The sequence below is a fragment of the Streptomyces sp. NBC_00212 genome, from assembly GCF_045206365.1.
Taxonomy (GTDB): Bacteria; Actinomycetota; Actinomycetes; order Streptomycetales; family Streptomycetaceae; genus Streptomyces.
On sequence record NZ_CP108115.1, the window covers coordinates 5,180,824 to 5,205,475 of the forward strand.

Consider the following 24,652-nt stretch of genomic DNA (forward strand, 5'->3'; position numbering starts at 1 on the left):
CGCGAACGGGGTCTGGGGCGGAGCCCCAGGAGTCCAGCTCAGCCCATCCACACCCCCGGAGGGTTTCGGGAAGGGGTGGGGTGGGGGCCTCCGGGGTCTGGGGCGGAGCCCCAGTGCACCCGGCCGCACCCCACAGCTACACCCCCTGCGCCCGGAACCGCCGCCGCACCGGCCCCCACGCCCCCACCCCCGCCAGGGCGAGCAGCGCGGCCACCCCCACCGCCGAGCCCGAACGCAGCCCCGGCGGCCGGAAGCCGCAGTCCACCGTGCGAGCCCCGGCCGGCAGCGGTACGGCCACCAGGCCAAAATAGTCGCCCGCCGGGGAAGAACCCGCACCGTTCACCGCGCAGCTCCACCCCGCGATACGGGGCATCGCGAACACCGCAGTCCCGGCCGCGCCCGCAGAGAGTTCGGCGTGCACCGAGCTGGACGAGACCGAGACCCGGGCCGCGCCCGTCGCCCGCAGATGGTCCACCGCCCGGGCCAGCGCCCCCCGGTCCAGGCACCCCAGCTCCGCGGAGCGATCCGCGGGGGTCAGGGTGATGTGGGAAGCGCGGCCCGGCCCCGCCGACGTGCCGAACGGGATCAGCGGGGCCCGGCGGCTGGGCGCGCCGCCGCGCATTTCGACGACCGGGCCGTCACCCAGGCGCGCGGACCCGAAGTGTTCGGGCGCCCAAAGGAAGATGTCGGTCCCGGCGGGGCAGCCCTGTGTGAGGGTGCGGGTCGTGTAGACCCGGGCGCCGAGCAGCGACTCCTGGTTGCGGAACGGGTTGCTCCCGTAAGCCGGTTGGGGCCCGGACGGCCGCAGCGTGACCAGCGGCGGGGTCGCGGCGGCCCGGACGAGGGTGGGGTCGCCGCCCTTCTGGGCGACCCGCACCCGCGCGCCCACCGAGAAGATCGCATCCGTCACCGGGTTGTCGAGGCTCTGCATCGCCCGCCCCCGAGAGGTCCAGCCGCCGCCGAGCGCGGTCATCGTACGGTTGAGGACTTCCGGGGTGAGGCTGGAGTAGTAGGCGCCGCCCTCGCCGCCGAGCAGCAGCGGGTCGTTGTTGGTGATCTGGCGCTGCCCGGGGTCGGTGCGGTAGGCGGGCCAGCCCGAGGCGTCCGATTCAAGGGCGGCGCGCGCCGAGTGCTCGGCGCCCCAGGCGGGATAGCCGTCCATGCGGGCCGCCCGCTGCTGGTCCCCGTACGCGACCGTCACGCCCGCCTGCGCGATCTGCGCCCCGGCGAGCAGGGCGAGGGCGAGGAGGGTCGGTCCCCGCCGAGCCCGGCGGGCCAGGAGCAGGCCGCCGGTCATGGCGGCAAGGCCCAGGGCGAACAGGGGGTACGTCCAGGCCGAGATGAGCTCGCTGAAGGCCGCGCCCGCCGCGATCAGGGCGAGCACGCCGCTCCCGCCGAGCAGCGCGCGGCGCCCGGGGATTCCGTACGACAGACAGATCCAGGCGGCGATCACGAGGATGCCGCACAGGATGAAGGTCTGCCGGTAGGGGCTGCCGTTGGGGGTGACGAAGGCGTGCCAGGCCAGATGGGTCGGCTTCCACTGGAAGGAGAGCGCGACGGCGAGGGCGAGCCCGCTCCACGCGTACCGCTCGCGGCGCGGGACCGCGCGGTGGAAGGCGAGCGTGCAGGCGAGCAGCAGTGCGCCGGTGCCGAGGTAGACGGCGGGGGAGGAGAAGGAGTACGTGCCGGGCAGGGTGCGGGCCAGGTAGTCCGGCCAGGACACCGGCGCGAACTCCCGCACCCAGCCCGGATGCGCGTGCTTCGTGCCCAGATAGATGGTGAAGAGGAGCGGTGCCGAGAGCCCGATGCCGATCACGAACGACCGCGTGGCGAGCAGGACCGCCCGTACCCGGCCGCGCCGGTCCGTGCCGCGGTCCACGTACAGCAGGAGGAGCAGGACCAGTCCGGCCCCGAGCGTCGCCATGTACGCGGTGTAGAAGTTGGCGATCCAGGCGAGCGCCACGACCAGCGGGCCGAGCACCGGCCGCCGGCCCGTCCTGGCCCAGTGGCCGACCAGGCAGAGCAGCGGGAAGGCGATCAGGCCGTCCAGCCACATCGGGTTGTAGATCGACTCCAGGACCGACCAGCCGCACAGCGCGTACGAGGCGCCGAGCACCCCCGCCACCCAGCGGTGCCGGACCGCCGGGCGCAGCGCGAGGAGCAGCACCGTCATGGCGACGGCCGCGGCCGCCATCTTCAGGACGGTGATCACATACACCGCGAGGTCGATCCGGTCGCGCGGGAAGACCCCGACGAGCAGCGCGAACGGGCTGCCGAGATACGTGCCGAGGTCGGGCAGGAACGAAGTCCCGTACCCGGACTGCCAGTTGAGGAGAAGGCCGCCCTCGGCCCGGCCGTGCAGCAGGTCCCACAGGTGCTCGTGGAAGGGGATGAACTGGTTGCCCAGGTCGTTGATGCTGCGGGTGTGCCGCTGGAGCGGGCCGAGCGGGACGACCCCGGCGACCGCGTCCGCGCCGCACACCGCGACCAGGGTGATCAGTGCGGAGAGGGCGGCGGCCCGGGTGGCCGGGCGGCGGGCGGCCGCGGTCCGCACCGGGGCCACCGGCGGGGCGGGGGCGGCTTCGAGGGTCGGCATCGAGGTCCTTTGCTGTGCGCTGCCGTCGAATATGCCGGACCCCCGGGGGCAACGCAGCGGGCCGGGAACTCAGTTCACGCAATGGACGGCGCGGCTTCACCCGGCTTCACCCCCGCGACCGATGACAGTCGCGAATCGTTGGGCGAATCAGTGGCCCAGGCCACGCCGACTGCCTAACATCGATCACCGCAAGGTCTTAGCAAGGTTCGTCGCCACGCTGCACGTATCTGCTCCGCCGGGAGGCTCCTTTGCACCGCCGCCGTCGCACCGCGCTCTCCGTCTCCGTCGCCCTGCTCGCCGCGGGCCCGCTCCTCGCGGCCTGCGGCAGTACGGCCCACCCGGGGGCCGCGGCCGTCGTCGGGGGGCAGCGGATCGAGGTCTCCGCACTTCAGGCCGAGGTCAAGGACGTACGGACGGCGCAGGAGAAGTCCCCGCAGTCCGCCCAGCTGATCAAGGACTCGGGCCAGCTCGGCAAGGTCAAACTCAGCAACATGATCTTCGACCGCGTGCTCGGGCACGCGGCCTCGCAGGCCGGGGTGAGCGTCAGCCGCAAGGAGATCGAGGACGCGCGGGCCGCGATGGTCCAGCAGGCCGGCGGCGAGGACCAGCTGCGCGAGCAGGCCCTCACCAACGGCGGGCTCGCCCCGGACCAGATCGACGCGTACGTCCAGCGGCAGGTCACCGAGGAGAAGCTGGCCGCCGCGATCGGCGCCCGCACCCAGCAGGACCTGCTGCCCGCGCTGGTCAAGGCGTCCAAGGACCTCGGCGTGGACGTGAACCCGCGCTACGGCAGCTGGAACGCGAGCCAGATCCAGCTCGCCGACTACCAGGCCCCCTGGATCGCCAAGGCCAAGCAGCCCGCGGCCCCGCAGCCCGCCCCTGACGAGCAGCAGAGCGACCCCGGGGACTCCGTCTCGACCGGCTGAGCCAGCGGGTAGGTTCGACGGGTGACTGCTGTTGAAGAACCCGGCCGAATCGTTTTGCTCACCGCGAGCCACCGGGTCGCCCCGGGCCTGCTCTCCTGGCCCGCGTGGGAGACCCTGCGCGACGCCGACCTCGTGCTGTGCCCCGACGCCGGGCACCCGCAGCTGCCGTATCTGCGCGAGGCCGGCGTGCCGGTGGAGATCTCGGCGCCGGACGCGCAGGAACTCGTCTCGGCGTGTGCCGGGGGCCGGACCGTCGTCGTCCTGCCCTCCGGCGAGGGCGACCGCCGCCTGACCGACGGCCTGGCCCGGCTGGCCGGCTCCGGGCGCGTGCAGATGCCGGACCTGGAACTGCTTCCCGGCTCCTACGACCTGCCGGGCGCCCGCCTGCTCGACCTCGTCCAGGTCATGGACCGCATCCGCCGCGAATGCCCGTGGTCCTCCCAGCAGACCCACAAGGGCCTGGCCAAGTACGCCCTTGAGGAGGCGTACGAGCTGGTCGAGGCGGTGGAGGAGGGGGACCGCGACGAGCTCCGCGAGGAGCTGGGGGACGTACTGCTCCAGGTCGTCTTCCACGCGCGGATCGCGGAGGAGGACGCGGAGGCGCCGTTCTCGGTGGACGACGTGGCGGGCGGCATCGTCGAAAAACTGATCCACCGCCACCCGCACGTCTTCGGCTCGGAGACGGCCTCCACGCCGGAGGAGGTGAAGTCGCACTGGCTGCGGATGAAGGCGGTCGAGAAGCGGCGTGCGTCGGTGACGGACGGGGTTCCGCTGGGCCAGCCGGCCCTGGCCCTGGCGGCGAAGCTGTCCGCGCGGGCTCGTACGGCGGGCCTGTCGGTGCCGCTTCCCTCCGGGGAGGGGGTCGGGTATCGCCTCCTCGCGCTGGCGGTGGAGGCGGAGGCGGCCGGGGCCGACCCGGAGGCGGCCCTGCGCGCCGCGGCGCGCGCCTACCGAGAGGCGATCCGCTCAGCAGAGAGCTGATCCCCCACCCCGCCCCTTCCCGCTGTGACACTCTGCGGCTCCGCCGCGTGGCCTCCGGGTGCGGGGGTGGGGGATTCAAGCCCGGGCCGCCGGGTTGTGCCAGCGCGGGACCGGGCGGTTCAGGAGCCACTCCGCCGGGCCGAGGGGGCGGGGGCCCGGGCCCGCCGAAGGGACCGCGTCGCTCAAGATGCGGGACGCCGCCGCCCCCAGGCCCACCAGAACCTCCCGGACCTCCGCCATGAACCCCGGCGGCCCGGCCAGGAAGACCCCATGGTGGGCCCAGTGGCTCCGATGGCCCAGAGCGGTGATCAGGCGTTCCGTGGCCTGAAGGGGGTCACGGCCCGGCGCCGGCGTGATGAACGTCGTGTGCAGGCAGGGGAGTCGGGAGGCCAGCGCCTCCACGGCCGGCCGGTCGTACAGGTACGCCGCATCCCGCGCCACCACGAACAGCCGTACCTCGTCGTCGAACCGAGCCCCCGCCAGCTGCTCCAGAAGCGCCTTCATGGGGGCCCAGCCCGTACCCGCCGCTATGAAAGTCAGCGGGCCGACTGGGGCCGGCCCCAGGGATAAGGAGCCCGCCGGTGGGCTCAGCCGCAGCGCATCGCCCGGATCCGTCCGCTCGACCAGCGCCGTCGACATCGGCCCGCCGGACACCCGGCTGACGTGAAGGTCGACCGTGCCGTCCGCGCGCGGCGCGTTTCCGATCGAGTACGTCCGCCACACCCCCGGCACCCGCGGATGCGCCACACTCACGTACTGCCCTGCCGCATAAGGGAGTTGGGGTGCCGGGCGCAGGGTGAGGACCGCCAGGTCGGGGCCGTACCCGGCATGGCGGACGACCTCCGCGCCCCACCACGCCGGCTCCCCCGCCGCGGCCGCCGCGGCCGCGCCCTCCAGCATCGTCTCGGACATCACCGAGTACGCCTGGCACCACGCCTTCTCCACCTCCGCCGTCCACGCCCCGCCCGCCGCCCGGGCGAACGCGGCGAGCAGGCTCGCGCCGACCGCCGCGTAGTGCTCCGGCGCCGCCAGGAACTTGCGGTGGTCGCGGCCGAGCGCGCGCAGATAGGAGGGGAGGGACGGGTCGCCGAGCCGGGCCACGACCTCCGTGATCGCGGCGAACAGCCGGTCCCGCTGGCTTTCCATGGCGTCCGGCCCGGACGGGAACAGCGCCCGCAGGCCCGGGTTGTGCCAGAAGAGGTGGGAATAGAAATATTTGGCCGCATGCTCGGCCCGCCGCTCCACCACCGCGAAGCCGGCCCTCAGCACCTCTTGGTCCTCTTGATCCACCGCGTGAATGTAGGGGAGAGGGCGGGATACGGTCGAGAGGTGCAGGACAACAACCCCATTCCGCCCGCCCCGCCCGCCCCCGAACTCTTCACCTGGGAGTTCGCCACCGACCCGTACCCGGCCTACGCCTGGCTGCGCGAGCACGCCCCCGTGCACCGCACCCGGCTGCCCAGCGGCGTCGAGGCGTGGCTGGTCACGCGGTACGGGGACGCCAAGCAGGCCCTCGCCGACCAGCGGCTCTCCAAGAACCCCGCGCACCACGACGAGCCGGCCCACGCCAAGGGCAGGACGGGCATCCCGGGTGAGCGCAAGGCCGAGCTGATGACGCACCTGCTCAACATCGACCCGCCGGACCACACCCGGCTCCGCCGCCTCGTCTCCAAGGCGTTCACTCCGCGTACCGTCGCCCAATTCGCGCCCCGGGTACAGGAGTTGACGGATCAGCTCATCGACGCCTTCGAGGGCAGGGGAGCGGCCGATCTCATCCACGAGTTCGCCTTTCCACTGCCCATCTACGCCATCTGCGACCTGCTCGGCGTACCCCGCGAGGACCAGGACGACTTCCGTGACTGGGCAGGCATGATGATCCGCCATGGAGGCGGCCCCCGAGGCGGCGTCGCCCGCTCGGTCAAGAAGATGCGCACCTACCTCGCCGAGCTCATCCACAAGAAGCGCGAGAACCCCGGAGACGACCTCATCTCCCGGCTCATCGAGGCCAGCGACCACGGCGAGCACCTGTCGGAGAACGAAGTCGCGGCCATGGCCTTCATCGTGCTCTTCGCCGGATTCGAGACGACCGTCAATCTGATCGGCAATGGGGTCTATGCCCTGTTGCGCAACCCCGGCCAACGGGAGCGGCTCCAGGACTCCCTCGCCGCGGGGGAGAGCGACCTCCTCGAAACCGGCGTCGAGGAACTCCTGCGTTACGACGGGCCTGTCGAGATGGCCACCTGGCGGTTCGCCACCCGGCCGCTGACGCTCGGCGGGCAGGACATCGCGGCCGGCGACCCCGTGCTCGTCGTGCTCGCCGCCGCCGACCGCGACCCCGAGCGCTTCGCCGACCCGGACACCCTCGACCTCGGCCGCAAGGACAACCAGCACCTCGGGTACGGGCACGGGATCCACTACTGCCTCGGTGCCCCGCTCGCCCGGCTCGAAGGGCAGACCGCTCTGGCGACCCTGCTGCGGCGCCTCCCTGACCTGCGGCTCGCGGTGGAACCTGACGATTTGCGCTGGCGCGGCGGGCTCATCATGCGCGGACTGCGCACCCTGCCGGTCGAGTTCACCAGCCCATGACGATCGCCCGCATCTGACGGGCCGTCAAGACTGTGACTTTTATGTGATCCCGGGTGCATCGACTTGTGACAAGCGTTCGAGTACGGCTACGTTCACCGTTCATTCGGCTCAGCAGTCACACGGAAGGCCTTTTGCATGCGCTCCGGGAATGGACGGCATCGTCGACCCCGCCAGGCACCCGCTCTCGTCGTCGCGGCAGGAGTGACCGGATCGGCCATCGCCCTTCCTCTGCTCGCCGCGACCGGCGCGAACGCCGCGGACGCGAACACCTGGAACCAGGTGGCCGCCTGCGAGTCCGGCGGGATGTGGAGCGCCGACTTCGGCAACGGCCTGTACGGCGGGCTCCAGTTCTCGCAGGCCACCTGGGAGGCGTACGGCGGTACGGACTACGCCCAGCGCGCCGACCTCGCCAGCCGTGCCCAGCAGATAGCCGTCGCCGAGCAGGTGCTCGCGGCCAAGGGCCCGGGGGCCTTCGCGAACTGCGGCAGCGGCGCCGGGCTCACCAAGGGCGGCGGCTCGGCGGACGTCGACCCGGGCGCGCCCGACACGTCGACCGGGACGCCCACGCCCACGCCCGCTCCCGCGACCCCCACCGTCCCGCCGACCAAGGCGCCCGAAGCCCCGGCGCCGAGCGGCTCCACGCCCGCCACGCCGGCCCCGGGTGCCACGAAGCCGAGCGACCCGGCCAAGCCCCCGACGCCCTCCGCGTCCACCCCGGCGAGCCCCGGCAAGCACCGCGGGGCGCCCTCGCCGGAGGAGAGCGCGGGCACGGCTCCGGGCGGCACGTCCTCGTCCGCCCCGACGACCGGTCAGGTCGAACCTGGCACTCCGGCCGGTACGAGTGGTTCGAACGATTCGGGCAACTCATCCGATAGCCGCGATTCCGGACGGCATGCCTCGCGGGGTGACGATGCCTCACGTGAGTCCGGCAACACCCCCGCCGCGAACGGCGACTACACCGTCCGGCCCGGCGACAACCTGTCCGCCATCGCCGAGGCGAACAAGATCCAGGGCGGCTGGCCCGCGCTGTACCACGCCAACGAGAAGCTGATCGGCACCGACCCCAACCTCATCCTGCCTGGCCAGAGCCTGGACCTGAAGGATGCGGCGGCGGCTCTGACGGCCCCGAACTCGGCACCGAAGCAGGGTTAGTTCGCGGGCCTATGTCCGTTCTGTGCAAATGAGACATGGGTCTCTTCGCCTCAACTGGCTTGTCCCGTCTGCCCGGTCCGTCCGCCCCGCCCCTCACCTGCGGAAACACCCCTTCTGTATCGGCAAGTAGGGGGGATTTCTCCCCGATGTGCGTCTTTGAACATTGGCGGGGCGTGTGTTTTCGTCGGACTCGCTCGTCACCACGAGCCCCGTCGACCGAGCACGCCGAATCCTGCCGTCGGCCGACGGGAACAGTCGACGCTTATGCGCCGTAGGCAGGAGCGGGGGACCCAAGGTAAGTGCCGGGCCCGGCAGTTCGAGTGACTGCCGCAACGGCTTGGGGTGAAGACGGGCGCATCGACGCTCGGCCGGGCAGCTCACGCCCGAACCCGACAGCTCACCTCGCAGGCGTCGGTGAGGAGAACCTCCATGCTGCTTTCCGGCAAGGGCAAGCACCGTCGCCCGTCCAAGGCCGTCCGTGTCGCCACGCTGGCCGGTGTCACCGGCGCCGCCGTGGCCGCCCCGCTGATGGCGGCGGGCAACGCCTCCGCCGCTTCCGTCCAGACCTGGGACGCCGTCGCCCAGTGCGAGTCCGGCGGCAACTGGTCCATCAACACCGGCAACGGCTACTACGGCGGCCTGCAGTTCTCGCAGTCCTCCTGGGCCGCCGCCGGCGGCACCCAGTACGCCTCGCGCGCCGACCTGGCCACCAAGGGCCAGCAGATAGCCACCGCCGAGAAGCTGCTCGCCATCCAGGGCCCGGGTGCCTGGGGCTGCGCCGGCGCCGGCAACCTGACCGCGGGCGGCAGCAAGGCCGACGTGGACACCTCCGGTTCGTCCTCCTCGAAGCCGAAGGCCTCGAAGCCCGCGGCGCCCAAGCAGCAGGCCCAGCCCCAGCAGAAGTCGCAGCCGAAGGCGCAGAAGTCCGAGCGCACCGAGTCCGCGCCGGCCAGCCGCGACCAGCAGCGCACCGAGCCGGTCAAGCAGGGCAACGGCGAATACACCGTCAAGTCCGGCGACACCCTCGGCAACATCGCGGCCGCCAACGGCGTCAAGGGCGGCTGGCAGAAGCTGTTCGAGCTGAACAAGGACATCGTCAAGGACGCGAACCTGATCTTCCCGGGCCAGAAGCTGCACCTCGGCTGAGACTGACCCACCCCCAGGTCGCCCCGACCCGGCGCGCATTCCCCCGTACGCGCCGGGCCGGGGTTTTCGCTGTTACCCGGCAGTAGTGTTGTGGTCCTTTGCCCGGGATTAAGGGTCCTTGGTCCCTTTTTCGTCCCAGGAGGCGGGCACTCGGCTGGCCGGAGCCCCAGAGCCGGTTAGGCTCTTGTCGCAAGGCGAACGCGACCCCGCACGACCTTGCACTGCTTGCGTCACATCTAGCGTCACATCCCAGAAGGAGATGCTCGTGCCGTCCATCGACGTCGTCGTAGCCCGGGAAATCCTGGACTCCCGAGGCAACCCCACGGTCGAGGTCGAGGTCGGCCTCGACGACGGCAGCACCGGCCGTGCTGCAGTTCCGTCCGGCGCCTCCACCGGTGCCTTCGAGGCCATCGAGCTCCGCGACGGTGACCCCAACCGCTACGGCGGCAAGGGTGTCGAGAAGGCCGTCCTCGCCGTCATCGAGCAGATCGGCCCGGAGCTCGTCGGCTACGACGCCACCGAGCAGCGCCTGATCGACCAGGCCATGTTCGACCTGGACGCCACGGACAACAAGGGCTCGCTCGGCGCCAACGCCATCCTCGGCGTCTCCCTCGCCGTCGCGCACGCCGCCTCCGAGGCCAGCGACCTGCCGCTGTTCCGCTACCTGGGCGGCCCCAACGCGCACCTGCTGCCCGTCCCGATGATGAACATCCTCAACGGTGGGTCGCACGCCGACTCCAACGTCGACATCCAGGAGTTCATGATCGCCCCGATCGGCGCGGAGTCCTTCTCCGAGGCCCTTCGCTGGGGTGCCGAGGTCTACCACACGCTCAAGGGCGTCCTGAAGCGCAAGGGCCTCTCCACCGGCCTCGGCGACGAGGGCGGCTTCGCGCCGAACCTGGAGTCCAACCGCGCAGCCCTGGACCTCATCGTCGAGGCCATCAAGGAAGCCGGCTACGCCCCGGGCAAGGACATCGCGCTCGCGCTCGACGTCGCCGCGTCCGAGTTCTACAAGGACGGCAAGTACGAGTTCGAGGGCAAGTCCCGCTCGGCCGCCGAGATGACCGAGTACTACGAGGAGCTCGTCTCCGCGTACCCGCTGGTCTCCATCGAGGACCCGCTGTTCGAGGACGACTGGGCCGGCTGGAACACCATCACCTCGCGCCTCGGCTCGAAGGTCCAGATCGTCGGCGACGACCTGTTCGTCACCAACCCCGAGCGCCTCGCGCGCGGCATCGAGGAGGGCTCCGCCAACGCCCTGCTCGTCAAGGTCAACCAGATCGGTTCGCTGACCGAGACCCTGGACGCCGTCGAGATGGCCCAGCGCAACGGCTTCAAGTGCATGATGTCCCACCGCTCCGGCGAGACCGAGGACGTCACCATCGCCGACCTCGCCGTCGCGGTGAACTGCGGCCAGATCAAGACCGGCGCCCCGGCCCGCTCGGACCGCGTCGCCAAGTACAACCAGCTGCTGCGCATCGAGGAGATCCTCGACGACGCCGCGGTCTACGCCGGCCGCAGCGCCTTCCCGCGCTTCAAGGGCTGACATTTGATGGGCTAAAGCCCTAGCCAGTCGTACGTACGTCCCCGGCCGCGGTCCCGTACCGTGTCCGGGGACGTACGTGTGTAAGGGGAGGCGGGAGAGCGATGGGCAAGAACGCCAAGGCCACGGACCGCGACCGGTTCTCCACCGCGGCCCGGCTCAAGGTGCTCGGCGAGCAGACCGCCGCCCGGGTCTACCGCTCGCAGAGCAAACGCCAGGCCCGCCGCTCCCGGCTCACCGGCCGGGCGGCGCTGCTCGCCCTGGTCCTCTGCTCGCTGATCGTGGCGCTCGCCTACCCCATGCGGCAGTACGTCTCGCAGCGCGCCGACATCTCCGACCAGCGGCGCAGGGCCGCCGAGGCACAGCAGGAGGTCGAGGAGCTGCGGGACGAGAAGGCGCGGCTCCAGGACGACGCGTACATCGAGAAACTGGCCCGCGAGCACCTGCACATGCAGTTCCCGGGGGAGACCAGCTTCACCGTCGTCGACCCGGGCACGGCGAACAAGCACCGCGAGGACAAGGCCGCGACCAGCCGCGCCTGGCACTACAACCTCTGGGACGGCGTCGACAACGCCGACCGCCCCGCCAACTGACCACCTGCTAGCGATAGAGACTGACCCAGGCATGGAAACGCCCCCGCCCCAGACCGAACGCACCGAGCCCACCGACGCGGACATCGCCGCCTTCAAGCAGCAACTGGGCCGCCCTCCGCGCGGGCTGCGCGCGATCGCGCACCGCTGCCCCTGCGGCAACCCGGACGTCGTCGAGACGGCCCCGCGCCTGGAGGACGGCACGCCCTTCCCGACGACGTACTACCTGACGTGCCCGCGCGCGGCCTCCGCGATCGGCACGCTTGAGGCGAACGGCGTCATGAAGGAGATGACCGAGCGCCTCGCGAGCGACCCGGAGCTCGCCGCCGCCTACCGCGCGGCCCACGAGGACTACATCGCGCGCCGCGACGCCATCGACGTCCTGGAGGGCTTCCCGAGCGCGGGCGGCATGCCGGACCGGGTCAAGTGCCTGCACGTCCTCGTCGGGCACTCGCTGGCCGCGGGCCCGGGCGTGAACCCGCTCGGCGACGAGGCGATCGCGATGCTGCCCGAGTGGTGGGCGAAGGGCCCGTGCGTGACGCCGTGCGGCGGGGAGGACACCAAGTGACCCGCGTCGCCGCGATCGACTGCGGTACGAACTCGATCCGCCTGCTGGTCGCGGACGCTGACCCCGCCACCGGGGACATCGTCGACCTGGACCGGCGCATGACGATCGTCCGGCTCGGCCAGGGCGTGGACCGCACCGGGCGGCTCGCCCCCGAGGCCCTGGAGCGGACGTTCGCGGCGTGCCGCGAGTACGCCGCGGTGATCAAGGAGCTGGGGGCCGAGCGCATCCGCTTCGTGGCCACCTCCGCCTCGCGCGACGCCGAGAACCGGGACGACTTCGTACGCGGCGTCCTCGACATCCTGGGCGTCGAGCCCGAGGTGATCTCCGGCGACCAGGAGGCCGAGTTCTCCTTCACCGGCGCCACCAAGGAACTGCACGCCGACGGCAAGTACCTGGTCGTCGACATCGGCGGCGGCTCCACCGAGTTCGTGGTCGGCTCCCGGACCGTGGAGGCCGCCCGCTCGGTCGACATCGGCTGTGTGCGGATGACCGAGCGCCACCACCCCGGCGACCCGGCGACGCCCGAGCAGATCGCCGCGATCCGCGCCGACATCGAGGCGGCCCTCGACCTCGCCGAGCAGAGCGTGCCGCTGCGCGAGCCGCGCACCCTGGTCGGCCTCGCGGGCTCGGTCACCACCGTCGCCGCGATCGCGCTCGGCCTGACCGCGTACGACTCGGCCGCCATCCATCATTCACGTATCTCTCACGACGACGTCGCCGCGGTCACCGAGCGGCTGCTCGCCTCCACCCACGAGGAGCGCACCCGCATCCCCGTGCTGCACCCGGGCCGGATCGACGTCATCGCGGCCGGTGCGCTGGTGCTTCTTGCCGTGATGGAGCGGACCGGGGCCCGTGAGGTCGTGGTCAGCGAGCACGACATTCTGGACGGAATCGCCTGGTCGGTCGCCTGATCGCGGTCCCGGGGGGCCCTTTGGGCCGGGCCGCGCGAGAAAGTTCGTGAAGTTCTTCACAAGGAATTGGGGCCCCCGGGCCGAGGTTTGTGGTCCCAGGACCGCTTTCCGAGGCTCAGGGGCCCCTTCCGCGCGCATTCCAGACGGTGGTTGCCGTGTTACGCCTGCGTTTCATACGGCAGTGGTCCAGCGGGCTCGGCGCCGTGCAGGCCAGTTCAGGAGGGGTGAACAACGTTCTCCCCTATACCGTGGTTCCCTCGTCGCGCCATGACCTCGGTCACGTGGGCCGCGCAGTGTAGCAGAGCCCCCTGCGAACCTTGTGAAGGGGCGCACGAGCGGGGGTCCATCGGCGGGTGGATACTCGATGGCATGAGCACCACGGAGCGTCCCAGGATCCTCGTAGTAGGTGGCGGGTACGTAGGCCTGTACGCAGCGCGACGCATTCTGAAGAAGATGCGTTACGCGGAAGCGACCGTCACGGTCGTCGACCCGCGCTCGTACATGACGTACCAGCCCTTCCTCCCCGAAGCCGCCGCAGGCAGCATCTCGCCGCGTCACGTCGTCGTCCCTCTGCGACGCGTCGTGCGTGGAGCCGAGGTGCTCACCGGCCGGGTCACCAGCATCGACCAGGACCGCAAGGTCGCCACGGTCGCGCCGCTCGTCGGCGAGGCCTACGAGCTGCCCTTCGACTACCTGGTCATCGCGATGGGTGCGGTCTCCCGCACCTTCCCGATCCCCGGTCTCGCCGAGCAGGGCATCGGCATGAAGGGCGTGGAAGAGGCCATCGGCCTGCGCAACCACGTCCTGGAGCAGCTCGACAAGGCCGACTCCACCACGGACGAGGACGTCCGCCGCAAGGCGCTGACCTTCGTCTTCGTGGGCGGCGGCTTCGCCGGCGCGGAGACCATAGGCGAGGTGGAGGACATGGCCCGCGACGCGGCCAAGTACTACACCAACGTCAAGCGCGAGGACATGCGCTTCATCCTGGTCGACGCCGCCGACAAGATCCTTCCCGAGGTCGGCCCGGAGCTCGGGCGCTGGGGCAAGGAGCACCTTGAGGGCCGTGGCGTCGAGATCTACCTCTCGACCTCCATGGACTCCTGCGTGGACGGCCACGTCGTGCTGAAGAACGGCCTTGAGGTCGACTCCAACACCATCGTGTGGACCGCGGGCGTCAAGCCCAACCCGGCGCTCTCCCGCTTCGGCCTCCCGCTCGGCCCGCGCGGCCACGTGGACGCCCAGCCGACCCTCCAGGTCACCGGCACCGACTACATCTGGGCCGCGGGCGACAACGCCCAGGTCCCGGACCTCGCCTCGATCAAGGCCGGCGTTCCGGCCGAGCGCGCCTGGTGCCCGCCGAACGCCCAGCACGCGCTGCGTCAGGCCAAGGTGCTCGGCGACAACGTGGTCTCCGGCATGCGGGGCTTCCCGCAGAAGGAGTACTCGCACTCCAACAAGGGTGCGGTGGCGGGCCTCGGCCTCCACAAGGGCGTCGCGATGATCGTCATGGGCAAGATGAAGATCAAGCTCAAGGGCCGTCTCGCCTGGTACATGCACCGTGGCTACCACGGTCTGGCCGTGCCGACCTGGAACCGCAAGATCCGCGTCTTCGCCGACTGGACGCTCGCGATGTTCCTCAAGCGCGAGGTCGTCTCCCTCGGTGCGATGGAGACGCCGCGCGAGGAGTTCTACGAGGCGGCCAAGCCCGCTCCGGCTCCCGCGGCCAAGGCCGAGGACAAGGCCGACGCGAAGGCCAAGGCCTCCTAGCCCCACCAGCGTTACCCCGAAGGGGCCGTCCGCCATCCGTGGTGCGGGCGGCCCCTTCGGCGTACCCGGCACCGTCCGGGCTGCTCCATGATCGATTTCCGGCCAAGAAGATGGTGTATGCAGACATCCTGTCACTCTCATGCGCGGTAGCGGGATTGCCCCGCGCCCGGGCACTGTTGACGGGGGTGCTGAGACATTTCTGCGAGGCACGGAGGTGTGCACCATGGCCGACGCGGCGCTGCGGCTGACCGCTCTTGCCGAGGAATTGCTGGGGGAGGCCCTCCCGGTACGCATCCGGGCGTGGGACGGCAGTGAGGCGGGCCCGCCCGGCGCTCCGGTGCTCGTCGTACGCCATCGGCGCGCGCTGCGCCGACTGCTGTGGAAGCCGGGCGAACTGGGTCTGGCCCGCGCCTGGGTGGCGGGCGAGATCGACGTCGAGGGCGACCTGTACGCGGCCCTCGACCTGCTGGCCGGGCTGATCTGGGAGCGCGGCGGCGAGCCCAAGGACACCCTCCACCCGGTGCGCGACCCGAGGCTGCGGGCCGCCGCCAAGGCCCTGGTGAAGCTGGGCGGCGCGCTGCCCCCGCCGCCCCCGCCCGCCGAGGAGATGCGGCGCCGCGCCGGCCGGCTGCACACCAAGCGCCGCGACAAAGAGGCGATCAGCCACCACTACGACGTCGGCAACGACTTCTACGAGCTGGTGCTCGGCCCGTCGATGGTCTACTCGTGCGCGTACTGGGAGTCGCCCGGGGCCTCCCTCGAAGACGCCCAGCGCGACAAACTCGACCTGATCTGCCGCAAGTTGGCCCTGAAGGAGGGCGATCGGCTGCTCGACGTCGGCTGCGGCTGGGGCTCGATGGCCATCCACGCGGCCCGCGAGTACGGCGCGCGCGTCGTCGGCATCACGCTGTCGCGCGAACAGGCCGCGTTCGCCCGCAAGCGGATCGCCGAGGAGGGGCTCACCGACCGGATAGAGATCCGCGTCCAGGACTACCGGGAGGTCAAGGACGGCCCGTTCGACGCGATCTCCTCCATCGGCATGGCCGAGCACGTCGGCACGGTGCGGTACGCGGAGTACGCCGACATCCTGTACGCCCTGCTCAAGGACGGCGGACGGCTGCTCAACCACCAGATCGCCCGGCGTCCCGAGCGGGACGAATCGGCGTACCAGGTCGACGAGTTCATCGACAAGTACGTCTTCCCCGACGGTGAGCTCGCCCCGGTCGGCCGCACCCTGGCCACCTTGGAGGAGGCCGGGTTCGAGGCCCGCGACGTCGAACCGATCCGGGAGCACTACGCCCTGACGCTGCGTCACTGGGTGGCGAACCTGGAGTCCGACTGGGCCCGCGCCGTGCGCTACACCAGCCCCGGCCGGGCCCGGATCTGGCGGCTCTACATGGCGGCCTCCGCGCTCTCCTTCGAGCGCAACCGGATCGGGGTCAACCAGATCCTGGCGGTGAAGACCCCGGTGGGCGGCGCCTCGGGAATGCCGCTGAGGTCCCGCACCTGGAACTGACCGCAGGACGTCGAAGGGCCCCGGGAGTCGAACTCCCGGGGCCCTTCAACTCGCTTGCACGCAGCGGTACTTGACGACTACTCGGTCTTGATGGCCGTCAGCATGTTGAGCTTCGCGGCGCTGCGGGCCGGCCACATCGCGGCGAGCACGCCCACCAGGCCGGCGAGCAGCAGGAAGATGCCGATGCGGTCCCACGGGATGACCAGGGCGTAGTTCGGGATGGACTTCTTGATGGTCTGGCCGATGGCCCAGGCGAGGAAGGAGCCGAGGCCGATGCCGATCACCGCGCCGAACATCGAGATGACGACGGCTTCCAGGCGGATCATGCGCTTGACCTTGCGGCGGTCCAGGCCGATCGCCCGCAGCATGCCGATCTCCTGCTGGCGCTCGAACACCGACATCGCGAGCGTGTTGACGACACCGAGGACCGCGATGATCAGGGCCATCGCGAGCAGGCCGTACATGATGTTGAGCAGCGTGTTGATCATGCCGCCGAACTCGTTGCGGATGTCCTGCTGGTCCATGATGCTGATCGCCGGGTTGTCACCGAGCGCGCTGACCAGGGCCTTCTCGTTGGCGCTTGTGGCGCCGCCGTCCGTCTTGACGAAGATCTGCGGGATGTAGGGCTTGGTCTCGTGCGGGTCGAGCACGGAGGTCGGGGCGAGCACCGAGTCCAGGAACTCGTTCTCCTTGTACGTCGCGCCGATCGTGAGCTCGCCCTTCTTCTTGTCCGCGAACTCGACGGCGACCTTGGAGCCGGGCTTCCAGTTGTGCTTGGCGGCGGTCTTGTCGTCGACGGCTATCTGCCCCTGGCCGAGGGTGGCGAGGGAGCCGGACACCGGCTCGACGTTGATGACCTTCTCGATGTCGCCGGGCGTCACGCCCGCCACCGACTGGTCGTGGCCGTCGAGCTGGAGGTACGAGGACTCCTTGGGGGAGACCGCCGAGACGCCCGGGGCCTTGCGCAGCGCGGACAGGACGTCCTTGTCGAGCCCGGAGCCGTTGGCCGCCATCTGGACCATGTAGTCGGCCTTGATGTTGTCGGTCGTCATCTTGTCGATGGCGGTGCCGAGCGTGACGCCGAGCACGGACAGGCCGGTGACCAGGGTGAGGCCGATGGCGAGCGCGGAGGCGGTGGCGCCGGTGCGGCGCGGGTTGCGCACCGCGTTCTGGCTGGCGAGCTTGCCGGAGACGCCGAACGCCTTGCTGAGCGCGGGCCGGACGAGGGCGATGATCGGGCGGGACAGGAGCGGGATCAGGACGATGATGCCGACCAGGGCGAGGAAGGCGCCGAGGCCGATGAGCATCTTGCCGTCCTTGCCGGCGGCGGCACCGGCCATGACCGCGCCCGCACCGGCGAGGGTGATCACGCCGCCGATGGAGTTCCGTACGACCAGGGACTTGGTGGTGGCCACGCCGTGCACGCTGTTCATCGCGGCGACCGGCGGGATCTTCGCGGCGCGCCAGGCGGGCAGCAGGGCGGCGATCAGGGTGACGAGGACGCCGACGGCGAGGGCGGCGATCACCGGCGTCGCCGAGACGATCAGCGGGCCGTCCGGCAGCTTGGCGCCGAAGGCACCCATCGCGGACCGCAGCCCGGTCGCGAGGCCGAGACCGAGCGCGAAGCCGATCGCGGAGGCGATGGTGCCGACCACCAGGGCCTCGGCGAGCACCGAGCGGCGGACCTGGCCGCGCGAGGCGCCGACGGCACGCATCAGGGCGAGCTCACGGGTGCGCTGGGCGACCAGCATGGTGAAGGTGTTGGAGATCAGGAAGATGCCGACGAACAGCGCGATCGCGGCGAAGGCGAGCAGCGTCTGGTTGAGGCCGCTGAGGCCCTGCTCGATGTCCTTGGCCTCCTGGTCGGCGAGCGCCTTGCCGGTTTTGGCGTCGGCGTCCTTGGGGAGCAGCGGCTTGACCTCGGTGAGGATCTTCTGGGCGTCGGCGCCGGGGGCGGCGGCCACGCTCACCTTCTGGAAGTAGCCCGGCTTGAGGTAGAGCTGCTGGGCGACGGAGGTGTCGAACAGGACGAGGCTGCCGCCCGCGTTGACCTGGCCGTCCTCGGTGGTGAAGACGCCGGCGAGCTTGTACTGCTTGACCGGCCCGTTGGTGGCGACCCGCACGGTGTCGCCGACCGCGTACTCGCCCTTGTCGGCGGTGTCCTTGTCGAGGGCGATCTGGTCGTCCCGCGCCGGGCCCGAGCCCTGCGTGAAGGTGTACGCCGGGTCCTTGCCGTCCTGGCCGGGGGCGAAGTTGCCGCCCTTGTTGGCCCAGCCCTGGCCGATCAGCTTGCCGTCGGTGCCGGCCACACCGGCGAAGCCGTCCACCCGGCCGGTGGCCGAGGCGACCCCGTCGAGCTTCTCGATCTTCTGCAGGGTCTGCTTGCTGACACCGGGCTCCCGCTCGACGTCGTCACGGCTGCCGTACGTGGTGACGGCGACGGCCACCTTGTCGTAGCTCTTGGACGACTGGTTGCGGAAGGCGTTGCCGAGGGTGTCGGTGAAGACGAGCGTGCCGGAGACGAAGGCGACGCCGAGCATGACGGCGAGCACCGTCATCAACAGCCGGGCCTTGTGCGCGAGCACGTTGCGCAGGGCGGTCTTGAACATGGGGTTTCTCAGTCCTGGGTCGGGTCGGGCCGTAGCGGCGCCGGGCGCCAAAAGTCAGCCCCTCCGGCGTTTGAGGAGCGGGGTCCGGGGGCGGAGCCCCCTGCGGTACCGGGTGCGGGCACGGGGCCCGGAGTCAGCTGGCTGCGGGGGTTCGGGGGCAAGGCCCCCGACGGCTCCGGGTCAGCTGGTGCGGCCCTTCGCGTCGAAGGCCTTCATGCGGTCGAGCACCCCGTCCGCGCTGGGCCGGAGCATCTCGTCGACGATCCGCCCGTCGGCGAGGAATATGACCCGGTCCGCATAGGACGCGGCGACCGGGTCGTGGGTCACCATGACGACGGTCTGCCCGAGCTCGCGCACCGAGTTGCGCAGGAAGCCGAGGACCTCGGCGCCGGAGCGCGAGTCCAGGTTTCCGGTCGGCTCGTCGCCGAAGATGATCTCCGGCTGGGAGGCGAGCGCGCGGGCCACGGCGACGCGCTGCTGCTGGCCGCCGGAGAGCTGGGTGGGGCGGTGGCCGAGCCGGTCGGCCAGGCCCACCATGGAGATGACCTGGTCGAGCCACTGCTTGTTGGGCTTGCGGCCCGCGATGTCCATGGGCAGCGTGATGTTCTCCAGGGCGGTCAGCGTGGGCAGCAGGTTGAACGCCTGGAAGATGAAGCCGATCTTGTCGCGGCGCAGCTGCGTGAGCTGCTTGTCCTTGAGCGAGCCGAGCTCGGTCTCACCGATGCGGACGGAGCCGGAGCTGAAGGAGTCGAGGCCCGCGACGCAGTGCATCAGGGTGGACTTGCCGGAGCCCGACGGGCCCATGATCGCGGTGAACTCGCCCTGCCGGAAGTCGACCGTGACCTGGTCCAGGGCGACCACCTGGGTCTCGCCCGTGCCGTAGACCTTCGACAGCTCGACGGCGCGGGCGGCCACCGCGGTCGCGCGGTGTGCGGTGGGGATGGTGGTCACGGAGGTACTCCTGTCGAACGGCTTTCGGGGACTTCTCCATCCTTGCCGCCGTACGGCGGCACATCGTCAGTCCCTGTGCCCGTTCGCTGGCCCTCTTGAGTCGGACGGAAGAACCCCCGCCGTCCTCCTGAGGTATGACGGCACCCCTGAGAAGCGCGCGGGATCGAGGCGGACTCCGCCACCGCTCAAGCCGTACTCCGGCGAGCTGTGCCAGCGTCGGGGTGCGAGGCGGAATCGGGCATCGACTTTCCGTCATTCCGGGCCCGCATATCGGGGTACCCCGGACGCCCTGCCAACCGCCTCCGGCATGTGCCAACACCGCCCCGAGCTGTGCTGACGCACCCTCAGGCGTCAATAAAATAAGACAACATCGGGTGGTTGTTCCGCTGTTCGGGGGATGCGTCGGGCTAGGCTCGTCCCGCGAAACGCGGAGCCGCGCGCCCTTGCCCGGATGGTGGAACGCAGACACGGCGAGCTTAAACCTCGCTGGCCTTCGGGCCGTGCCGGTTCGAGTCCGGCTCCGGGCACTCATGCAGGTTCCGGCTTCCCGCGCGTCGGGTCGTCGGACCCTTGCACCCCCCTCCTCCACGCGTGAAGATCCTCCCTAGGCATTACGTCCGTTTCTTTGCGAGCCTATTACTCTTGACGGCAAGGCCGCGCACGGTGGCCATGGAGGAGTGAGATGAGGAGCAGCAACCCGGTCTTCTCGCGACGGGGGTTCAGCCGCGACAACGGCTACGCCGGTTTCAACACCGCGCAGTCGCCGCAGGCCGGGGGCAACCCGTACGCGCAGGCGCCCACGAACCCGTACGCGACGAACCCGTACGCACAGCAGGACACGCAGCAGGCGCCGGCCCGCTCCGGTGTGATGACGATCGACGACGTGGTCGCGCGCACCGCGATCACGCTCGGCACCGTCGTCGCCGGTGCGGTCGTGGCGTGGCTGGCGCTGCCGGTCGACGCGGCGCACATCGGCAAGTCGTACGGCATCGCGTTCGGCGCGGCCCTGGTCGCGTTCGTCCTCGCCATGGTCCAGTCCTTCAAGCGCAAGCCGACGCCGGCGCTGATCCTCGGGTACGCCGCCTTCGAGGGCGTCTTCCTCGGCGTGATCAGCTCGGCCGTCACGACGCACGTGTCGGCGGGTGCGGTACCGCAGGCGGTGCTCGGCACCATGGCGGTCTTCGCCGGCGTGCTCATCGCCTACAAGACCCGGCTGATCCGGGTCAACCGCCGCTTCACCGGCTTCGTCATGGCCGCGGCCATCGGCTTCATGCTGCTGATGCTGGTCAACCTGCTGTTCTCGGCGATCGGCGGGGGCGACGGCCTCGGCTTCCGCAGTGGCGGCCTCGGCATCCTCTTCGGGATCATCGGCATCATCCTGGGCGCCTGCTTCCTGGCCATCGACTTCAAGCAGGTCGAGGACGGGATCACGTACGGGGCCCCGCGCGAGGAGTCCTGGCTGGCGGCCTTCGGCCTCACCATGACCCTGGTGTGGATCTACCTGGAGGCGCTGCGGCTGATCTCCATCCTGCAGGGCAACGACTGACACCGGCGACGGTGGACGTCACGAGGGGCCCCGCCCGGCACACCGCCGGGCGGGGCCCCTCGTCGTGTGCTCACCAGCCGATCGACAGCGTCAGATCGGTGGGCGGGTTCGCGTTGCCCAGGATCTGTACCGAGGACTGGTCATTGATGTCGTCGTACGGGAAGCCGTACGCGCGGCCGTCCAGGCCGACCGTGTGGAAGAAGGCCGCGTAGTCGTTCTTGGCGGCCGTGCCCTGGTAGTACGCGGACGGGGTGTGCCACAGCGCGGTGTTCTGGGCCACGCCCCGGTTGAACGCGGCGCAGAACTCCGCGCCGAGCCGCTTCTCCTCGTCGCCGCCCGAGGCGAGCGCACCCGAGCAGGCCATGACCTCGCGCGAGGTCGGCTTGTGCAGGGTGAAGGGGCCCGCGCCGTTCCTGGTGAAGGTCAGGGTGTCGCCCGCGACCCGCCCGGAGAACGTCTCGCCCGGCAGGCTCAGGGTGAAGGGGTGGGACGCGTAGTAGCTCCAGGTCTGGTCGATGGTCGCGGTCAGGTAGTCCGCCGGGAAGCCGGCGGCCGAGCGCGGGGCCACGATCCGGTAGGTGGACCGCAGCGGCTTGAAGGCCGCCCCGACGCCCGCCGCGTACGCCGACATGACCTGGGCGCGGGTCCTGGTGATGCCGCGGGTGGTGTCGTAGCCGCTGGAGGTCTGGCGCAGCCGGGAGGTCATCGGGAAGCCGAACTGGTCGACCTGGGTGGTGTTCCCGCCGTACGCCGCCTGCCCGTTGACGAAGGTGTACTCGTACCAGTCGTAGTAGACGTCGTTGTTGGGGTCGGACGGGTTGTTCGGGTCGGGGCCGCCCCAGCCCTGGTCGTCCGGCGAGACCGGGATGTAGAGCGGCGAGCCGAGCGAGAGGTAGACGCGGCCGCCGCGGATCGAGGACGGGGAGGCGACCCGGCCGCCCGCCTGGGCCAGGGTGAACGACATGTTCGGGTAGTTCACACCGCGCTTGGAGAGGTGGCCCGGCGCGTTCGCGTCGAGGTGGTTGATGTGGGCCGTGCTGCCGTCGGGCTTGAGGTACGACCACTGGCCGGGGGTGATCTGGCCGAGCACGGTGACGTAGATCTGCGCGTCGGCGTACGCGCCGTGGGTGTTGTTCTGGAAGACGATCGGGAATCCGGCCGCGGCGGCCGGGGTGTTGGCGGCCGTCGCCGTGCCGCCGCCCGCGCCGAGGAACAACAGGGCGCCGGCGGTCGCGGCCGCGAGGAGGAGCCGTACGGTCTTCATGGCTGCCCGCCTCCTCATCAGTGGCCGAACGCGAGCCAGTTGACGTTCGCGAAGTCCGCGCCCTGGCCGCTCGTGAAGGTCACGTACACGTCATGCGTGCCGGTCACGCCGCTGATGTTCGCCGGGACGGTGCGCCAGCTCTGCCAGCCGCCCGTGTTGGCCACGGCGAAGCTGCCGACGGGCGCGCTGCTCCGGCTGTCCAGGCGCACCTCCACCAGGCCGCTGACCCCGCCGGCCGCGCCGCTCGCCACGCGCGCGGAGAACTGCCTGGCCGCTGTCGTACCGAAGTCCACGCCCTTGTAGAGCGCCCAGTCACCGTTGGCGAGGGAGCCGATGTCCTGGCCGCCGCCGCTGTCGGTGGTGGTCTCCTTCACCACACCGGACTGCTGGTCGTACGACTCGGCCTGGATGGTGCCGTAGGCGTCACGGCTGCCGGCCGGGGGTGTGGTGGGCGGGGTGGTGGTGCCGGAGCCGGCTGCCTGCTGCACGGTGACGTAGTCGACGACCAGCGGGTGGCCGGGCTGGGTGCCCGCGTCGGGGCCGCCGCCGAACGCGTCGGGGAAGCCGCCGCCCATGGCGACGTTCAGGATGACGAAGTAGCCGTGGTTGGTGGCGTTCGTCCAGGTCGTCGCGTCGACCTGGTTCTGGTTCACGGTGTGGAAGTTGACGCCGTCCAGGTAGAAGCGCATCTGTTCGGTGGGGCCCGAGCGGTCCCATTCGACGGCGTACGTGTGGAAGCCGCCCTGGCAGGTGGCTCCGTCGCAGGCCTTCTGGCCGCCGATGCCGGTGGTCTCGTTGCAGGGGCCGCCGGGGCTGGTGCCGCAGTGCATGGTGGACCAGTTGTTGTTGAGGCCCTGGACGTTCTCCATGACGTCGAGTTCGCCGATGCCGGGCCAGTTCCACCAGTTGCCGCGGAAGGGCGAGCCGAGGGCCCAGAAGGCCGGCCAGTAGCCCTTGGCGGCGGCGCCCGTCACGTCCGGCATCTGCAGGCGCGCCTCGATGCGGAGCTTGCCGCCGGCCGGGGGCTGGAAGTCGGAGCGCTTGGTCTCGATGCGGCCGGAGGTCCAGTTGCCCGCGGCGTCGCGCTGCGGGGTGATGCGCAGGTTCCCGGCGCCGTCCAGGGAGACGTTGTTGGTGGACGAGGTCATCGTCTCGACCTCGCCGGTGCCGAAGTTGACGGGGCCGCCGGGGTAGCTGGTGCCGGTCGTGTACTGCCAGTTCGCGGTGTTCACGCCGGACCCGGCCGGGCCGTTGAAGTCGTCGCTGAACACCGTGGTCCAGCCCGCCGGGGGCGGCGGGGCTGAGGCGCTGGCGGGCAGGGCGACCACCGCGGCGGAGGCCGCGGCGAGGCCGAGGGTGGAGAGCACGGCGATCACGGCTCGCCCGGCCGGGCTGCGTCTGTGGGGCGTCGGGTGCATGTGGGGGGTGCCTCTCTCGGAAAGAGAGCGCTCTGAGAGCGCTCTCAACGACGGGCTGCGCGGTCACTGTGCTCCCCGTCGTCCGGAGCGTCAAGAGGTAAAGCGGTGAAAGCCCTTGAAGGGATGGGGAGTTCACCTACTGAAGGCGCGTGCAGGCGCGTGAGGGCGGTGGGGCGGGAGAGCTCGTGCCGGTGTGGACCGGGGCATCCGGACCGGGCGCCGGGGGGCGTCCGGGCAGCACTTCGCCCCGCCGACCGGTCATCGGCGGGGCGAAGGGGCGGTGCGCTTCCCTGCGGGAAGCCTGGCGGCGGAGTTCCTCCCGGAGCTAGAGCAGGCGGCGCGCGGCCCGCCTCAGGTCGTACTCATGGATGATCGCCTTGGCGTGCCCATAGGCGAGATCGTGCTCGCTCCGGAGCCAGCTGACCTTCTCCTCGAAACGGAAGAGGGAGGGGCCTTCCTCGACGGTGCGGAGCCAGTCGGACACTTCACGACCGGTGCAATGGGGGATGCGGGAAAGCAGGTTGCGATGGGTCTCTTCGGAGAAGACTTGGGACATCGGCGCCTCCGGAGGCATTGCGCTTA

19 protein-coding genes, 1 tRNA gene and 1 riboswitch are annotated in these 24,652 nt (G+C 70.9%); of the genes, 13 read left to right on the forward strand and 7 right to left on the reverse strand.

Features of this window, described 5'->3' with window-relative positions:
• Positions 1 to 136: 136 nt before the first annotated feature.
• Positions 137 to 2,596, reverse strand: a complete 2,460-nt coding sequence (locus tag OHA17_RS23810; protein WP_406508292.1) for a YfhO family protein — start codon at positions 2,594 to 2,596, stop codon at positions 137 to 139.
• A 248-nt stretch (positions 2,597 to 2,844) separates the two neighbouring features.
• Between OHA17_RS23810 and OHA17_RS23815 the strand changes: the two genes are divergently transcribed.
• Both OHA17_RS23815 and OHA17_RS23820 read left to right on the forward strand, forming a co-directional pair.
• Positions 2,845 to 3,522 carry a SurA N-terminal domain-containing protein gene (locus OHA17_RS23815; protein WP_406508293.1) on the forward strand — a complete coding sequence of 226 codons (678 nt, stop codon included), beginning with the start codon at positions 2,845 to 2,847 and terminating at the stop codon, positions 3,520 to 3,522.
• 21 nt (positions 3,523 to 3,543) lie between these two features.
• Positions 3,544 to 4,503 (forward strand): nucleoside triphosphate pyrophosphohydrolase, encoded by a 960-nt coding sequence (locus tag OHA17_RS23820; RefSeq protein ID WP_406508294.1) that lies wholly within the window; start codon positions 3,544 to 3,546, stop codon positions 4,501 to 4,503.
• Positions 4,504 to 4,578: 75 nt separating this feature from the next.
• Here the strand turns inward: OHA17_RS23820 and OHA17_RS23825 are convergent, their stop codons facing one another.
• Positions 4,579 to 5,793 carry a globin domain-containing protein gene (locus OHA17_RS23825; RefSeq protein WP_406508295.1) on the reverse strand — a complete coding sequence of 405 codons (1,215 nt, stop codon included), beginning with the start codon at positions 5,791 to 5,793 and terminating at the stop codon, positions 4,579 to 4,581.
• 39 nt (positions 5,794 to 5,832) lie between these two features.
• Between OHA17_RS23825 and OHA17_RS23830 the strand changes: the two genes are divergently transcribed.
• From OHA17_RS23830 to OHA17_RS23870, 9 genes are all read left to right on the forward strand, one after another.
• Entirely contained in the window at positions 5,833 to 7,089 is a 1,257-nt protein-coding gene (locus OHA17_RS23830) for a cytochrome P450 (protein ID WP_406508296.1), read from the forward strand.
• Between the two features lie 135 nt (positions 7,090 to 7,224).
• The gene (locus tag OHA17_RS23835) at positions 7,225 to 8,241 is read left to right on the forward strand and encodes a transglycosylase family protein (RefSeq protein WP_406508297.1); all 1,017 of its coding nucleotides are present in this window, start codon (positions 7,225 to 7,227) and stop codon (positions 8,239 to 8,241) included.
• Positions 8,242 to 8,498: 257 nt separating this feature from the next.
• A riboswitch (cyclic di-AMP (ydaO/yuaA leader) is annotated at positions 8,499 to 8,667 on the forward strand.
• 3 nt (positions 8,668 to 8,670) lie between these two features.
• Complete coding sequence (locus OHA17_RS23840; protein ID WP_053725043.1) at positions 8,671 to 9,387, forward strand: transglycosylase family protein; 717 nt, start codon at positions 8,671 to 8,673, stop codon at positions 9,385 to 9,387.
• A gap of 259 nt (positions 9,388 to 9,646) precedes the next feature.
• Positions 9,647 to 10,933: a phosphopyruvate hydratase gene (gene eno / locus OHA17_RS23845; RefSeq protein WP_053725044.1), complete on the forward strand. Its 1,287-nt coding sequence runs from the start codon at positions 9,647 to 9,649 to the stop codon at positions 10,931 to 10,933.
• A 101-nt stretch (positions 10,934 to 11,034) separates the two neighbouring features.
• The gene (locus OHA17_RS23850) at positions 11,035 to 11,523 is read left to right on the forward strand and encodes a septum formation initiator family protein (protein ID WP_406508298.1); all 489 of its coding nucleotides are present in this window, start codon (positions 11,035 to 11,037) and stop codon (positions 11,521 to 11,523) included.
• Positions 11,524 to 11,554: 31 nt separating this feature from the next.
• Positions 11,555 to 12,088 carry a DUF501 domain-containing protein gene (locus OHA17_RS23855; RefSeq protein WP_053725046.1) on the forward strand — a complete coding sequence of 178 codons (534 nt, stop codon included), beginning with the start codon at positions 11,555 to 11,557 and terminating at the stop codon, positions 12,086 to 12,088.
• Entirely contained in the window at positions 12,085 to 12,999 is a 915-nt protein-coding gene (locus OHA17_RS23860) for an exopolyphosphatase (protein WP_406508299.1), read from the forward strand. Before OHA17_RS23855 ends, OHA17_RS23860 begins: the two co-directional genes overlap by 4 nt.
• A 369-nt stretch (positions 13,000 to 13,368) precedes the next feature.
• Positions 13,369 to 14,766 (forward strand): NAD(P)/FAD-dependent oxidoreductase, encoded by a 1,398-nt coding sequence (locus OHA17_RS23865; protein ID WP_078966233.1) that lies wholly within the window; start codon positions 13,369 to 13,371, stop codon positions 14,764 to 14,766.
• 223 nt (positions 14,767 to 14,989) lie between these two features.
• Entirely contained in the window at positions 14,990 to 16,282 is a 1,293-nt protein-coding gene (locus tag OHA17_RS23870; protein WP_406508300.1) for a class I SAM-dependent methyltransferase, read from the forward strand.
• A 77-nt stretch (positions 16,283 to 16,359) separates the two neighbouring features.
• Here OHA17_RS23870 and OHA17_RS23875 read toward each other — a convergent pair whose 3' ends face one another.
• Both OHA17_RS23875 and OHA17_RS23880 read right to left on the reverse strand, forming a co-directional pair.
• Positions 16,360 to 18,891, reverse strand: a complete 2,532-nt coding sequence (locus OHA17_RS23875; RefSeq protein WP_406508301.1) for an ABC transporter permease — start codon at positions 18,889 to 18,891, stop codon at positions 16,360 to 16,362.
• A 180-nt stretch (positions 18,892 to 19,071) separates the two neighbouring features.
• Positions 19,072 to 19,842 (reverse strand): ABC transporter ATP-binding protein, encoded by a 771-nt coding sequence (locus OHA17_RS23880; protein WP_398875935.1) that lies wholly within the window; start codon positions 19,840 to 19,842, stop codon positions 19,072 to 19,074.
• Positions 19,843 to 20,287: 445 nt separating this feature from the next.
• Here OHA17_RS23880 and OHA17_RS23885 point away from each other — a divergent pair.
• Both OHA17_RS23885 and OHA17_RS23890 read left to right on the forward strand, forming a co-directional pair.
• A tRNA-Leu gene (locus OHA17_RS23885) sits at positions 20,288 to 20,369 on the forward strand.
• A 155-nt stretch (positions 20,370 to 20,524) separates the two neighbouring features.
• Positions 20,525 to 21,388, forward strand: a complete 864-nt coding sequence (locus OHA17_RS23890) for a Bax inhibitor-1/YccA family protein (protein WP_406508302.1) — start codon at positions 20,525 to 20,527, stop codon at positions 21,386 to 21,388.
• Positions 21,389 to 21,458: 70 nt separating this feature from the next.
• Here OHA17_RS23890 and OHA17_RS23895 read toward each other — a convergent pair whose 3' ends face one another.
• The 3 genes from OHA17_RS23895 to OHA17_RS23905 all read right to left on the reverse strand — a co-directional run bounded on the left by OHA17_RS23895 (position 21,459) and on the right by OHA17_RS23905 (position 24,626).
• Complete coding sequence (locus OHA17_RS23895) at positions 21,459 to 22,652, reverse strand: glycoside hydrolase family 64 protein (RefSeq protein WP_406508303.1); 1,194 nt, start codon at positions 22,650 to 22,652, stop codon at positions 21,459 to 21,461.
• A 17-nt stretch (positions 22,653 to 22,669) separates the two neighbouring features.
• A complete protein-coding gene (locus tag OHA17_RS23900; RefSeq protein WP_406508304.1) occupies positions 22,670 to 24,070 on the reverse strand; it encodes a glycoside hydrolase family 16 protein in 1,401 nt (466 codons plus the stop codon).
• A gap of 325 nt (positions 24,071 to 24,395) precedes the next feature.
• Positions 24,396 to 24,626, reverse strand: coding sequence for a DUF4287 domain-containing protein (locus OHA17_RS23905; protein WP_053725101.1), 231 nt, complete (start codon positions 24,624 to 24,626; stop codon positions 24,396 to 24,398).
• Between the last annotated feature and the right edge of the window lie 26 nt (positions 24,627 to 24,652).

What these genes read in the sequence shown, in the direction of transcription:
- OHA17_RS23810 (WP_406508292.1), bottom strand. Translation starts at nt 2,596, where the DNA reads ATGCCGACCCTCGAAGCCGCCCCCGCCCCGCCGGTGGCCCCGGTGCGG.
- OHA17_RS23835 (WP_406508297.1), top strand. Translation starts at nt 7,225, where the DNA reads ATGCGCTCCGGGAATGGACGGCATCGTCGACCCCGCCAGGCACCCGCT.
- OHA17_RS23840 (WP_053725043.1), top strand. Translation starts at nt 8,671, where the DNA reads ATGCTGCTTTCCGGCAAGGGCAAGCACCGTCGCCCGTCCAAGGCCGTC.
- eno (WP_053725044.1), top strand. Translation starts at nt 9,647, where the DNA reads ATGCTCGTGCCGTCCATCGACGTCGTCGTAGCCCGGGAAATCCTGGAC.
- OHA17_RS23850 (WP_406508298.1), top strand. Translation starts at nt 11,035, where the DNA reads ATGGGCAAGAACGCCAAGGCCACGGACCGCGACCGGTTCTCCACCGCG.
- OHA17_RS23855 (WP_053725046.1), top strand. Translation starts at nt 11,555, where the DNA reads ATGGAAACGCCCCCGCCCCAGACCGAACGCACCGAGCCCACCGACGCG.
- OHA17_RS23865 (WP_078966233.1), top strand. Translation starts at nt 13,369, where the DNA reads ATGAGCACCACGGAGCGTCCCAGGATCCTCGTAGTAGGTGGCGGGTAC.
- OHA17_RS23870 (WP_406508300.1), top strand. Translation starts at nt 14,990, where the DNA reads ATGGCCGACGCGGCGCTGCGGCTGACCGCTCTTGCCGAGGAATTGCTG.
- OHA17_RS23875 (WP_406508301.1), bottom strand. Translation starts at nt 18,891, where the DNA reads ATGTTCAAGACCGCCCTGCGCAACGTGCTCGCGCACAAGGCCCGGCTG.
- OHA17_RS23890 (WP_406508302.1), top strand. Translation starts at nt 20,525, where the DNA reads ATGAGGAGCAGCAACCCGGTCTTCTCGCGACGGGGGTTCAGCCGCGAC.
- OHA17_RS23895 (WP_406508303.1), bottom strand. Translation starts at nt 22,652, where the DNA reads ATGAAGACCGTACGGCTCCTCCTCGCGGCCGCGACCGCCGGCGCCCTG.
- OHA17_RS23900 (WP_406508304.1), bottom strand. Translation starts at nt 24,070, where the DNA reads ATGCACCCGACGCCCCACAGACGCAGCCCGGCCGGGCGAGCCGTGATC.
- OHA17_RS23905 (WP_053725101.1), bottom strand. Translation starts at nt 24,626, where the DNA reads ATGTCCCAAGTCTTCTCCGAAGAGACCCATCGCAACCTGCTTTCCCGC.